12 protein-coding genes are annotated in these 11696 nt (G+C 70.0%); 3 read left to right on the top strand and 9 right to left on the bottom strand.

Annotated elements, in window-relative coordinates:
* Window positions 1-32: 32 nt before the first annotated feature.
* Window positions 33-1142 (bottom strand): N-acetyl-alpha-D-glucosaminyl L-malate synthase BshA, encoded by a 1110-nt coding sequence (gene bshA / locus MLJ35_RS05120; RefSeq protein ID WP_243321254.1) that lies wholly within the window; start codon window positions 1140-1142, stop codon window positions 33-35.
* A 50-nt stretch (window positions 1143-1192) separates the two neighbouring features.
* Here bshA and MLJ35_RS05115 point away from each other — a divergent pair, with 50 nt between their 5' ends.
* Genes MLJ35_RS05115 through MLJ35_RS05105 form a run of 3 tightly spaced genes read left to right on the top strand, consistent with a single transcriptional unit; the run spans window position 1193 to window position 3224 of the window.
* Complete coding sequence (locus tag MLJ35_RS05115) at window positions 1193-1450, top strand: YggT family protein (protein ID WP_243286192.1); 258 nt, start codon at window positions 1193-1195, stop codon at window positions 1448-1450.
* Between the two features lie 8 nt (window positions 1451-1458).
* Complete coding sequence (locus tag MLJ35_RS05110) at window positions 1459-2010, top strand: DivIVA domain-containing protein (RefSeq protein WP_243383396.1); 552 nt, start codon at window positions 1459-1461, stop codon at window positions 2008-2010.
* Between the two features lie 41 nt (window positions 2011-2051).
* Window positions 2052-3224 (top strand): thiolase family protein, encoded by a 1173-nt coding sequence (locus MLJ35_RS05105; protein ID WP_243383395.1) that lies wholly within the window; start codon window positions 2052-2054, stop codon window positions 3222-3224.
* A 95-nt stretch (window positions 3225-3319) separates the two neighbouring features.
* Here MLJ35_RS05105 and MLJ35_RS05100 read toward each other — a convergent pair whose 3' ends face one another.
* The 8 genes from MLJ35_RS05100 to MLJ35_RS05065 all read right to left on the bottom strand — a co-directional run bounded on the left by MLJ35_RS05100 (window position 3320) and on the right by MLJ35_RS05065 (window position 11450).
* Window positions 3320-4819 carry an OmpP1/FadL family transporter gene (locus MLJ35_RS05100; RefSeq protein ID WP_243383394.1) on the bottom strand — a complete coding sequence of 500 codons (1500 nt, stop codon included), beginning with the start codon at window positions 4817-4819 and terminating at the stop codon, window positions 3320-3322.
* A gap of 138 nt (window positions 4820-4957) precedes the next feature.
* Window positions 4958-5713 (bottom strand): tryptophan synthase subunit alpha, encoded by a 756-nt coding sequence (trpA, locus tag MLJ35_RS05095; protein WP_243383392.1) that lies wholly within the window; start codon window positions 5711-5713, stop codon window positions 4958-4960.
* Between the two features lies 1 nt (window position 5714).
* On the bottom strand, window positions 5715-6899 hold the full coding sequence (gene trpB / locus MLJ35_RS05090; RefSeq protein WP_243383385.1) for a tryptophan synthase subunit beta: 1185 nt from the start codon (window positions 6897-6899) through the stop codon (window positions 5715-5717).
* Window positions 6892-7530 carry a beta/alpha barrel domain-containing protein gene (locus MLJ35_RS05085; RefSeq protein ID WP_243383384.1) on the bottom strand — a complete coding sequence of 213 codons (639 nt, stop codon included), beginning with the start codon at window positions 7528-7530 and terminating at the stop codon, window positions 6892-6894. The genes trpB and MLJ35_RS05085 overlap by 8 nt, the downstream gene beginning before the upstream one ends.
* Complete coding sequence (locus tag MLJ35_RS05080) at window positions 7527-8363, bottom strand: indole-3-glycerol-phosphate synthase (protein WP_243383382.1); 837 nt, start codon at window positions 8361-8363, stop codon at window positions 7527-7529. The genes MLJ35_RS05085 and MLJ35_RS05080 overlap by 4 nt, the downstream gene beginning before the upstream one ends.
* Complete coding sequence (trpD, locus tag MLJ35_RS05075; RefSeq protein WP_243383380.1) at window positions 8360-9394, bottom strand: anthranilate phosphoribosyltransferase; 1035 nt, start codon at window positions 9392-9394, stop codon at window positions 8360-8362. Before trpD ends, MLJ35_RS05080 begins: the two co-directional genes overlap by 4 nt.
* A 53-nt stretch (window positions 9395-9447) precedes the next feature.
* Window positions 9448-10068: an anthranilate synthase component II gene (locus tag MLJ35_RS05070; protein ID WP_243383373.1), complete on the bottom strand. Its 621-nt coding sequence runs from the start codon at window positions 10066-10068 to the stop codon at window positions 9448-9450.
* A complete protein-coding gene (locus MLJ35_RS05065) occupies window positions 10065-11450 on the bottom strand; it encodes an anthranilate synthase component I family protein (RefSeq protein WP_243383371.1) in 1386 nt (461 codons plus the stop codon). The genes MLJ35_RS05070 and MLJ35_RS05065 overlap by 4 nt, the downstream gene beginning before the upstream one ends.
* Window positions 11451-11696 lie beyond the last annotated feature (246 nt).

The raw sequence follows: 11696 nt of genomic DNA, 5'->3' as shown, positions 1-11696 counted from the left end.
AAGCCGCGAGCCTGACTCCAGGACGCTTCTGGTCAGACCTGGCCCAGCACCCGCCGGTAGAGGGCCTCGTACTGGTCCACGATGGGGCCTTCCGCGAAGGTTCCGAGCGCGCGCTCCCTGGCCGCGTCCCCCATCTTCCGGCGGAGGCTTTCGTCGCGCAGGAGCTTCACCGCGTCGGCAGCCATGGCCTCCACGTCCCCGACCGGTTCCAGGAAACCATCCACGCCGTGGCGCACCACTTCGGGTAGCCCGCCCACCCGGCTCGCGATGACGGGCACCCGGTGGCCCATGGCCTCCAGGGCGGCAAGGCCAAAACTCTCCGTGGCGCTGGGCAGCAGGAACAGGTCCGAGCAGGCGAGGACAGTGCCGATGTCGAGCTGCTTGCCCGTGAACCGCACCTCCGAGGCGAAGCCGCGATCCCGGCAATAGGCTTCGGCTTCCACGCGGTCGGGTCCGTCTCCCACCATCACCAGGCGGGCCGGGATCTCCCGGCGGACGCGCTCGAACACCTTCAGCACGTCCATCACGCGCTTCACCGCGCGGAAATTGGAGATGTGCGTCAGCACCGACGTGGCCTTCGGCGCCAGCCAGGCCCTGCAATCCGGGCGTTCCTGACCCGGAGGCTCGACGAAGTTCCCGATAACGTCGATCTCGCGCGCCACGCCGAAGGTCCGGTAGGTTTCGTCCCGGAGGTACTCGGAAACGGCCGTCACGCCGTCGCTTTCCCGGATGGCCATGCGGACCATGGGCAGGTAGCTGGGATCGCTGCCCACCACGGTGATGTCCGTGCCGTGGAGGGTCGTCACGACCTTCAGGCCCGGGATGGCCATCCGCGCCAGGAGGGCCGCCATCGCGTGCGGAATGGCGTAGTGGGCGTGGATGATCTGCAGGCCATGGTGCTCAGCCACGTCCGCCATCTTGGAGCCCAGGGCGATGGAATAGGGGGCGTCCTCGAAGAGGGGGTAGGTGGTGGCCCGGACCTCATGGAAGCTGATGCGGTCCTCGAAACCCAGGAGGCGCGGGGGGACGCTGGGGCTGAGGATGTGCACCTCGTGCCCCCGGGCCGCGAGGGCCTTGCCCACTTCCGTGGCCACGACGCCGGAGCCGCCGAAGGTGCTGTAGCAGGAGATGCCGATGCGCATGTGGAACCCTCACTAGCAGCTATGATGAACGGGTCCCGGGAATCCTGCCCATGCCTCTTCTGTTCTCCATCGCCTATTACGCCCTTGACGTGATGATCTACCTCCTCCTGGCGGTGGCCATCCTGTCCTGGTTCCCCATCGATCCCCGGAACCGGTGGATCCGGCTGCTCCACACCCTCACCGACCCGATCCTGCACCCCATCCGGGCCCTCGTGCCATCCATCGGAGGGTTCAGCTTCGACATCCTGATCGCCGTGATCCTGCTGGGGCTCATCCAGCGGGTCTTTCTCCGGGCCCTGGTCTCATGAGGTGAACCATGAAGTACACGCCCCTCGACATCCAGCGCCGGGAGTTCGAGAAGGCCTTCCGGGGCATTGAGGAATCCGAGGTCCGGGCCTTCCTCCACGAGGTGGCCGCGGAGTGGGAGGAGCTGCTGGCCGAGAACCAGAAGCTCAAGGAAGAGATCATCGACAATCGGGAGCGCCTGCGCCAGTACCAGGAGCAGGACCGCATCTTCCGGGAGACCCTGCTCCAGGCCCAGCGCACCCGCGAGGACGTGCTGGACGGCGCCAACCGGGAGAAGGAACTCATCCTTCGGGAAGCCCAGTTCAAGGCCGATGAGGTCATCCGGGATGCCCAGCAGCATGTGGTGGAGCTCGAGGTCCAGATCCGCAACCTGAAGATGGAGCGCACCCGGTTCGTCCGGGAGGTGGAGACGCTCATGGAACGGACCCGCCGCCACATCCAGGACGAGGCGCCGGACATCTACCTCGCCCCCCCGCCCACCCTGAAGCTCGAGGGGCTGGATCTCAGCTCCCTCGACGAGCCCGCCATCCCGCCCGTCCGGCGTCCCAAGCCCACGAATTAGCTCTCAGCCGATCACTGACGGCTGACACCCCCGGAGTTCGCATGTCCCACGCGGTCATTCTCAAAGCCCTTCGCAGCCCCATCGGAAAGTTCCAGGGCTCTCTTGCAGGCCTTGCGGCCCCGGATCTGGCCGCCCAAGTGGTGAAAGCGGTTCTGGCGGCCGCGCCGGACGTCGTGCCCACCGAGGCCATCTTCGGCAATGTGGTCAGCGCCGGCGTGGGCCAGGCTCCTGCCCGTCAGGCGGCCCTGCGCGGCGGCCTGCCCTCCAGCGTCTCCGCCCTCACCATCAACAAGGTCTGCGGCAGCGGCCTCAAGGCCATCCAGCTCGCCGCCAATGCGGTGCGTCTCGGCGACCACGACGTGATCCTGGCGGGCGGCATGGAATCCATGTCCAATGCGCCCTATCTCATGCCCAAGCTCCGCGCCGGGGCCCGCATGGGCCACACGGAAGCCAAGGACGCCATGATCCTCGACGGCCTGTGGTGCGCCATGACGGACCAGCACATGGGGCATACGGGCGAGCTGGTGGCGTCCAAGTACGGCGTGGGCCGGGAAGCACAGGATGCCTGGGCCGCCGAAAGCCACCGCAAGGCCGTGGCGGCGATCCAATCCGGCGCCTTCAAGGCTGAGATCGTGCCCATCGCCGTGCCCGGCAAGAAGGGCGACGTGATCGTGGCCGAGGATGAGGGCCCGCGCGCGGACACCACGCCCGAGACCCTGTCCAAGCTGCGGCCGGCCTTCAAGAAGGACGGCACGGTCACCGCCGGCAATGCCCCCGGCGTGAACGACGGCGCGGCGGCCGCCCTGGTGACGACCGAAAGCTACGCCAAGGCCCACGGCCTGCCCATCCAGGCGCGCATTCTCGGCGCCGCTACCGCCGGTCTGGACCCCGAGTGGGTGCTCATGGCGCCCGTGGAGGCCATCCGGAAGCTCCTGGCCCAGGTGGGCTGGAGCGTGGCGGACGTGGACCTCTGGGAGATCAACGAGGCCTTCGCCGTGCAGCTGGTGGCCACCATGAACGAGCTGGAGCTGCCGGCCGACCGAATCAACGTCCACGGCGGCGCCGTGGCCCTGGGTCACCCCATCGGCGCCAGCGGCGCCCGGGTCATGGCCACCCTCCTCCACGCCTTGGAACGCCACGGCAAGCAACGCGGGATCGCTGCCCTCTGCCTCGGCGGCGGAAACGCCATCGCCATGGCTGTCGAGCGCGTGTAGCTCCGCAGCGAACGCGCGGGTGTCGCCCCGCACCGCCGCGCGCACATGCAGAAGGGGCCCGGCATGCCGGGCCCCTTCTGCATGCCTGTCCCAGACTAGAAGCTGTAACGCAGCTGCGCGCCCAGGATGTCGATGGTGGCCTTCATGGTGGCGTTGAGGCTGCCCCGGGTGAGGTTGTCGCCCGCAGAGGTCAGATTGATCTTGGCGTCATCGATGAACAGGTGGGTGTAGCCCACATCGAGGGACATCTTCTTGGAGAAGGTGTAGCTCATGCCCACGGAGAGCCACTTGCGGTCGTTGTCGGGGATGCGGGGGGTGCGGTGGTTGTCGTCCACGGCGCCCTGGTCGAAGCCCACGCCGGCCCGGAAGGTCCAGGTCGGGTCCATCTTCCAGGTTCCGCCCAGGGAGTAGAACCAGGTGTCGCGCCAATTCTCGTCCGTGACGGAATCCGCGAGGCCCGTATCGAACTTCACGCGGAGCTCCTTGAACCGGGACCAGGTGCTCCGGGCCACTTCACCCTGGAAGGAGAAGGCGGGATCCACCTGCCAGTCAAAGCCCAGGGAGGCGGTGGCCGGGAGGGCGAGATCGGCCTGGCCCTTGCCATTGCGGAGTCCGGCGCCCTGGAGGGCGGCCAGATCCGTGGAGGGCATGGTCGAGGGATACTCGAAGGTGGCATCACCCTTCAACGTCATGGTCATGGCCGCGGAGTAGGCGCCGCCCAGACGGAAGGCCTTGGTGGGCTGCCAGGTGAAGCCCGCCTTCCAGCCGTAGTCCCAGCCGTTGCCCTTCAGGCCGGCCTTGCCGTCCCAGGCGCCGGGGATGGCGTAGCCCGGAGTGCCGAAGGTGGCATTCGGGGTTCCCATGGCGACAGTGGCCACGGGACTGTTCTGGGTGGGGCCCGGTGCCACGGGGGACAAGCCGGCAGCGGCCAAGCCGGAGCCGACCTTCAGGGCCAGGGCAGTGCCGTAGTCCACGCCATTGGTCAGCTCGGCGTCGGCATAGCGGGCGATGAAGGCGACGCCGAAGGAGAACTGGTCGTTCACCCGGTAGGCCAGGCTGGGCGCGATGTCGATGACCTTCAGATCGGACTTCAGGCCGTGGTACCGGCCGATCCAGTTGGCGTCGTACTCGGTGGTGAGGCCGAAGGGCACGTTCACCGAGAGGCCCAGCTTCAGGTCCTTGCTGGCGCTGTACATGATGTTGAACTCAGGGAGGATGGCGGACTGCCCTGAGTTCCCGTGGCTGGAGGGGCCCGAAACCGGTATCAGGCTCGTCGTGGTGTTGGGGTACACGTTGAAGCCGAGCGCGGTGAGCGCGGGGGTGCGGTCGGCCGACATGCCATCGAGCTTCACGTCCAGGCCCACGTAGGTGCCGCCGAGGGAGAACTGCCAGCCCTCGTACTGGGTCATCACCGCGGGGTTGAAGAACAGGGCGCTGATGTCGTTGCCCCCCGCGCTGACGCCGGCGAAGGCATTGCCCTGGGAGCTCGGGCTCTGCTCGCGGAGCTGGAAGCCGGAGGCCTGGGCCTGGGGAGCGAAGGCGCCGGCGGCGATGAGGGTCAAGGCCGTGAGGGTGAGGCGTGAACGGTGGGTCATGGGCGCATGGCTCCTAATCCCGGGTGGGGGTGGGTGGCTGTTGGCAGCCGATTCCGAAGGTGGAAGATGGACCACAATACCAAATCGATGCAGACCTGCAATCACTCCCGAGAGCCTACCCTAAGGAAGGATTGCGACCTATAGGTCACCATCCATGAGCGGAATGAGACACCCCGACAGGCTCTTCCCCCCGGCCAGTTCCCGCACCAGCGCGGAGCCGATGACCGGCGTGGCGCCCATCGTCCGCACCGCCGCCATGCTGGCGGCATCAGCGAGCCCGAACCCCACGGCCAGGGGCCGGCTCGAGAGGTTCCGAAGGTGGCTGACCCGCTCGCGTACCGGAGCAAGGTCCGTGCCCTGCCCCGCGCCCGTGACACCCAGGCGGGCCACCACGTAGGCGAAGCGCTGCGCGAAGGGCGCGGCCGGTCCGGGATCCGGGCGCTCCGCCAGCACCTGCCGGGCCCGGTCCAGCGTGGTGGTGGGCGCCAGCAGCGGCACCATGGGATAGCCTGCGGCGCGCAGATCGGCCTCGAAGGCCGGCTCCTCTCCGAAGGGCAGGTCCACCACCAGCAGGGCTTTCACCGGTGTGGGGGCCAACAAGGTCTTCAGCCGTTCCGTGCCGATCTGGAGCAGCGGGTTCAGGTAGGTGAACAGGATGAGATCCGGGCTGTCCGTGAGGCCGGCCAAGGCCTCCAGCACACGAACCGGCGTGGCCCCGCGTCCGATGGCGCGATGCGCGGCCGCCTGGAGCACGGGGCCGTCGGCGATGGGATCGGAATGGGGCAGACCCAGTTCCAGGGCTTCGATGCCGAGGGATCTGGCCTCGGAGAGCTGGGCCGGGAGAACCTCGAGGTTGGGATCGCCTGCCATCAGGAACGGGAGGAGGGGGTTCATGTCAGATCTCCAGGCGCGACTGGTAGGTGGACAGGTCCTTGTCGCCGCGGCCACTGAGGCCCAGCAGGACCGTGGCGACGCCTTCAGCGGCGAGGGCGGGAAGCGCGGCCAGGGCATGGCTGCTCTCCAGGGCGGGCAGGATGCCCTCGCGTTCGCAGAGCAGGCGGGCGCCGGCGAGGGCCTCCTCGTCGGAGGCACGGCGCACCTCCACCCGCCCATCCCTCGCGAGGGCGGCCAGCTCGGGGCCCAGGGCCGGATAGTCCAGCCCGGCGCTGATGCTGGCGGTCTCGGCCGTGTGGCCGTGTTCGTCCTGGAGCAGCAGTGTCTTGCAGCCGTGAAGCACGCCCATGCGCCCGCCATCCAGACGGGCTGCGTGCTCGCCCAGGGCCCGGCCGTGGCCGCCGGCCTCCACCGCGAGGCGGCGCAGGCCATCCCCCAGGAAGGGCACCAGCAGGCCCAGGCCGTTGCTTCCGCCGCCGGCGCAGGCGATCACCGCCTCGGGGAGGGCCCCGGCCTGCTCCAGCGCCTGGGCCCGGGCTTCCTCCCCGATGACCGTCTGGAAGGTCCGCACCAGCGTGGGGAAGGGATGGGGTCCCAAGGCCGATCCCAGGATGTAGTGGGCCTGGTCGCACCGGCCCGCCCAGGCCCTGAGGGCCTCGTTCACGGCCTCCTTGAGGGTGCCCTGCCCCGCCTCCACAGGCACGACCTTCGTGCCGAAGAGCCGCATGCGGGCCACATTCGGGGCTTGGCGGGCCATGTCGGTGACGCCCATGTACACCGTGCAGGCCAGGCCCAGCCGCGCGCAGGCCGCGGCCGTGGCCACACCGTGCTGGCCCGCGCCGGTCTCCGCGATGATCTCCGCCTTGCCCATGCGCCGGGCCAGCAGGGCCTGGGCCAGGGCGTTGTTGATCTTGTGGGCGCCGGTGTGGGTGAGGTCCTCCCGCTTGAGGTAGAGGGCCTTGAATCCCAGCTCCGCAGCGAGACGGGGAGCGGCCGTGAGCGGCGTAGGACGGCCCACGAAGTGGCGCAGCTCGGCCTTCAGCTCCGCCTGGAACGCCGGGTCGGCGAGGGCCGAACGGAAGGCCGCCTCCAGGTCCAGCAGAGGCTGCATGAGCGTCTCCGGGGCGTAGCAGCCCCCGAGGGACTCGGCGCCGAAGCGCGTGGGAAGCGTGAATGCATCAGCCATGGGTTCCCTTTCCTGCCCGTGATTCCTGCCTCACAGCCGCCACGAAGGCGGCCACTTTCGCTGGATCCTTCCGTCCGGGTCCGATTTCGAGCCGGCTTGCCGCGTCGAAGCCCCGCAGCCCGAGGCGGGCACTGGGCGGAAGCGCGGCGGCCCGGTCCGCCAGGTTGAGGCCATCCATCCCCCCCGCCAGCAGGTAGGGACCCGGCGGTGGGAAGGCCATGGCATGGCTCTGTCCCGAGCCTCCCACCATACCCGTCTGGACGGCGCTGGGCTCCCACAGGTAGAGATCCGCGGTGATCGGAGCCTGACCCGCCTCATCGGCCCAGGGCAGCAGGACGACGAGACCGGCCTCGCGCAGCAGGGCGACGCCCCGCTCCCGCTCCGACACCGGCAGGTAGGGCTGGACCCTCCGGAAACCGCGGCGGCGGGCCATCTCGAGCACGGACTCCGCATGATCCGCGACCATCACGAGGACGGCCCGCTCCAGAAACGGCCGGGCCACGGACAGGTCCGCACAATGGCGAAGGCTGGGTGGGTGGCACACGAAGCCCAGCAGATCCGCGCCCTCCCCCGCGGCGAAGGCCGCATCCTCGGCCCGGACGAGCCCGCAGACCTTGGCCAGCAGGCTCATCGGGCCTCCTGGCGCAGGTCCGCGAAGACGCGGTCCAGGAACCCCTTGGGATCCGGGCTGCGCATGAGCGCCTCGCCGATGAGCACGGCGTCGAAGCCGGCCCGCAGGGAGGCCTGGGCATCCTCAGGCGTGGCAAGACCCGATTCACGGACCAGCACCGCTTCAGGGAAGGCCATCCGAAGGGGGGCGGCGGTGGGCTCGCCCAGGGTGAAGGTGGAGAGATCCCGGGCGTTGATGCCCACCATGCGGGCCCCGGCCTCCTGGGCAAAGGGCACCTCCGTGAGGTCGTGGAGCTCCACGAGGGGCTCCAGCCCACGTCGGCGAGCGGCTTCCAGGAAGGCGGCCGTGTGACCCTTCAGCACCCGGACGATAAGCAGCACCGCCTCCGCGCCGCAGGCTTCGGCCTCCGCGAGCTGGGCTTCGGAGATGACAAAGCCCTTGTAAAGCCGAGGCAGGCCGAAGGCCTCCGCGGCAGCCAGGTGGGCGGCCGCCCCGCGGAAGTAGGTCGGTTCCGCCAGGATGGAATAGGCTGTCGCGCCGCCTTCCCGGTAGGCCTGGAGCTGGGCCTGGAGCGGCGTGCCGGCGGCGAAGGGGCCGAGGGAGGGTGAAGCCTGCTTGTACTCGGCGATGACGGCGCCGCCCCGGGCCGCGGCGTCCCGGCGCAGGGCCGATTCGAAGGGTCCAGGACCGTCCAGGGTGGCGCGGAGGGCAGCCACCACGGGCCCGGCCGAGGCCAGGCGAGCCAGTTCCGACAGCAGCACCCGCTGGAGGTGCGAGCTCTTCGGCAGGCCGGTGCCGCGCACCAGGGAAGCTGGTTCCGGCAGGGCGCTCACGGGTTCACCCCGGCCGCGGGAAAGGGCGGGACGAAGCCGCTGTCGAGGGCACTTCGCATCTCGCGGAAGCTGGCATCCACGCCCTCAAGAGAACCGCCGCGGTGCAGGGCCAGCCCCAGGGCCGCCTGGAGGGCCACGGCGTCCGCCACGGCGGGCCGGAAGTCTGGGTGCCGAGCTCCAGCGAAGATCCCCCGGGCCACGGTCAGGGCTTCGGCCCGGTCCGCCACGCGCAGGGCGTGCCGGACCGGCTGGACGATGCCCAGCTCCCGCGGCACCAGCACATGGGGCGCCTGCACCCGGCCGTCGGCGACCGCCAGGATCGTCGTGGGGCCTTCGATGGAGGCTTCGTCGAGGCCCTTCCCTTCCGCGTCCTTGCCGTGGATCACGAAGGCCCGCCGTAGCGTCGGCCGCCGGGCCAGGGCGCCGGCCATGGGCGCCAGAAGGTCCTCCCGGGCCACACCCAGCAGCTGCAATGGCGGGTTCGCCGGATTGATGAGCGGGCCCAGCAGATTGAAGATCGTGGGGATGCCCAGGCGACGGCGGATCTCCCGCAGGCGGCCCATGAGCGGGTGGTAGGCTGGGGCGAAGAGGAAGGCGAATCGGTGGGTCTGCAGGTCCTGGGAAAGGTCGGCGCTGGCGCGGGCCAGGTCGTATCCCAGGGCCTCCATCAGGTCGGCGCTGCCGCAGACACCGGTGGCGGCACGGTTCCCGTGCTTCACCACGGGTACGCCGAGGGCCGGGAGGAACAGTGCCGTGAGGGTGCTGAGGTTGGCGGTGGAGGCCCCATCGCCGCCCGTGCCCACCACGTCGATGGCGCTGTCGGGTACCGGAGGGAAGGGCACCGCCACCTCGGCAAGGGCCTCCGCGAACGCCGCGAGCTCGTGGGCTTCGGGCACCCGCTGGGCCAGCAGGGCCAGGCAGGCTCCCACCAGCAGGGCGTCCGTGTCCTGGTCGATGAAGATGCGCATGAGCTCCGAGGCTGTCGTTTCAGGCAAGGGGCGGATGGGATTGTGGGTGGTGAGAAGGGTCATCGGGATTCCTTAGGGGGCGTTAGGGGAAAGCCAGCGCGGTTCTGGGTTTCCCCTTAGGGCCCCTTATGTCGCCCAGCCGATCGGAACGAATCGATGGCCTGCGAAGGCGACGTCGCCATTCGGAGGAAGTTGGCGAGCATGGCCGGACCGTCCGGCGTGAGGATGCTCTCGGGATGGAACTGCACACCCCAGCGGGGCAGCTCCCGGTGGGCCATGGCCATGATCTCCCCGCCGGGGCTGCGGCCCGTGACGCGCCAGCAACCGGGAAGCGTGGCGGAGTCGGCGATCAGGCTGTGGTACCGGCCCACGGGGAGGCCATGGGGCAGACCCTGGAAGAGGCCCGTCCCGTCATGTTCCAGGGGCGTGGCCTCGCCGTGGAGGGGTTCCTGGGCGCGGATGACCTTCCCCCCGCTGGCCGCCGCCAGGGCCTGGTGGCCCAGGCAAACGCCGAGCATGGGAATGTCCCAATCCGAGCCCGCCAGGGCCATGTGGGCCGGGCTTTCGGTGGGGTGGCCGGGCCCCGGCGACAGCACCACGGCCTCGGGCCGGAGGGCCCTGGCCTCGCCGAGGGTGATGGCGTCGTGGCGGACGACCTTCACCGGGGCGCCCAGCGTCTCGAAGGCCTGCACCAGGTTGTAGGTGAAGGAATCCAGGGCATCAATGAGGAGGATCATCGGGAGGCTCCGGGCAGCTGGACGCCGAGGGCCTGGGCGATGGCGCCCAGCTTGTGCAGGGTCTCGAAGTATTCGGATTCGGGCTTGGAGGCCCGCACCACGCCGGCGCCGGCCTGGATGTGGGCGACGCCGTCCGCATAGACTGCCGTTCGCAGGATGAGGGCCGTGTCCAGGGCGCCATCCGTCCCCAGGCGCAACAGCACGCCGCCGTAGGGCCCGCGCATCTCCCCTTCCAGTTCCGCGATGCGCTGGCAGGCGCGCAGCTTGGGGGCGCCGCTCACGGTGCCTGCCGGGAAGGCCGCCGCCAGTACGTCCAGGGCATCCACGCCCTCCCGGAGCTTGGCCTTCACAGTGGTGGTGAGGTGCAGCACGTGGCTGGTGCGCTGGAGGGCGAGGGGCTTCTCCACCCGGACACCACCGGGAACAGCCACGCGGCCCAGGTCGTTGCGGGCCAGATCCACCAGCATCTGGTGCTCGGCCAGTTCCTTGGGGTCGCGCTTCAGGGCCTCGAACCGCGCCGCATCCTCCTCCGCGCTCTCGCCGCGGGGCACGGTGCCGGCGATGGGGAGGGTCTCGGCCTCGCCGTCCTGCACCCGCACCAGCATCTCCGGCGAAGCGCCCACCAGGGAGAAGTCCCCCCACTCCAGCAGGAAGCCATAAGGGCTCGGATTCAGTCGGCGGAGACGGCGGTAGGCTTCCAGGGGCTGCGGCGGATTCTCGATGCGGAATCGCTGGCTCGGTACGAGCTGGTAGACGTCGCCGTCCAGGATCCGCTCCTGGGCGGCGCGGACCATGCCTTCGTAGGTCTCACGGGCCACCTGGGCGGCGGCCCGCGGAGCCGGCGCGGAGGAACCCGGATCGCGGACGCCCGCCAGGAGCTGCTCCCGGAGGTCGCGGAGGCGGCGGAACCCGGCCTCCGGGTCCGCGTCCAGCGTCTGGAGTTCCGCCACCTGGTGCAGGTGGTCGAAGACGAGGGCCGTGTCGAAGCGGCGCACCCAGAGACCCGGAAGGCCGAGGCTGTCCCGGGCGGGCTGGGGCAGTGACCATTCCATGGCCCCCACGGCCTCGAAGCCGAGGTAGCCCGCGCAGCCCACGCCGATGGGAAGGGGCACCTTGAACGCTGGCAGCTCCGCGGCGGGATCATGGAGGGCGCCGGCGGGCGGCGGCCCCGCCAGGGCCCGCAGAGATTCGATCCAGCCCCGGGCCGGGGGGGGCAGGCGGCATTCGGCGGAACCCTCCAACAGCACGAAGCTGTGGCGCCCCACCCGCTCGCCCTGATCGCAGGATTCCAGCAGCAGGCTGGCGCCCGCCGGGCGCAGGGCCAGGTAGGCGGCGAGGGGCGTAAGCAGATCCGCAGGAAGCGAGTGTCGGATCAGGTGCATGGGAAGGCCTTGAGAAAACCACGGACCGGCTTTGCCGGGTGGGGTGTGGGGGCCCGGGGGTGTGCGCGAAGCGCGGAACCACCGGAGAACATCAAAGAAAAAGCCCGACCGGATGGTCGGGCTCGGAAGGTCCGGGTTGGCGTGGGCCGCTAGGCCTCGCACAGGGAGCCGTCCGAGCCCGCACGCCACCACCAGGCCCCGTGAAGGGAGCCCTGGCGAAGGGACAGGGAGGACAGCGTCATGGAA

It is taken from the genome of Geothrix alkalitolerans, from assembly GCF_022808885.1.
GTDB classification, from domain to species: Bacteria; Acidobacteriota; Holophagae; order Holophagales; family Holophagaceae; genus Geothrix; species Geothrix alkalitolerans.
This window is presented reverse-complemented; position numbering and strand designations above follow the sequence as displayed.

Bases quoted from the DNA above. Each gene is read 5' to 3' on its own strand.
- MLJ35_RS05110 (WP_243383396.1), top strand. From the start codon at position 1,459: ATGAAGTACACGCCCCTCGACATCCAGCGCCGGGAGTTCGAGAAGGCC.
- MLJ35_RS05115 (WP_243286192.1), top strand. From the start codon at position 1,193: ATGCCTCTTCTGTTCTCCATCGCCTATTACGCCCTTGACGTGATGATC.
- trpA (WP_243383392.1), bottom strand. From the start codon at position 5,713: ATGAACCCCCTCCTCCCGTTCCTGATGGCAGGCGATCCCAACCTCGAG.
- MLJ35_RS05070 (WP_243383373.1), bottom strand. From the start codon at position 10,068: ATGATCCTCCTCATTGATGCCCTGGATTCCTTCACCTACAACCTGGTG.
- MLJ35_RS05105 (WP_243383395.1), top strand. From the start codon at position 2,052: ATGTCCCACGCGGTCATTCTCAAAGCCCTTCGCAGCCCCATCGGAAAG.
- MLJ35_RS05100 (WP_243383394.1), bottom strand. From the start codon at position 4,819: ATGACCCACCGTTCACGCCTCACCCTCACGGCCTTGACCCTCATCGCC.
- trpB (WP_243383385.1), bottom strand. From the start codon at position 6,899: ATGGCTGATGCATTCACGCTTCCCACGCGCTTCGGCGCCGAGTCCCTC.
- trpD (WP_243383380.1), bottom strand. From the start codon at position 9,394: ATGACCCTTCTCACCACCCACAATCCCATCCGCCCCTTGCCTGAAACG.
- MLJ35_RS05085 (WP_243383384.1), bottom strand. From the start codon at position 7,530: ATGAGCCTGCTGGCCAAGGTCTGCGGGCTCGTCCGGGCCGAGGATGCG.
- bshA (WP_243321254.1), bottom strand. From the start codon at position 1,142: ATGCGCATCGGCATCTCCTGCTACAGCACCTTCGGCGGCTCCGGCGTC.
- MLJ35_RS05065 (WP_243383371.1), bottom strand. From the start codon at position 11,450: ATGCACCTGATCCGACACTCGCTTCCTGCGGATCTGCTTACGCCCCTC.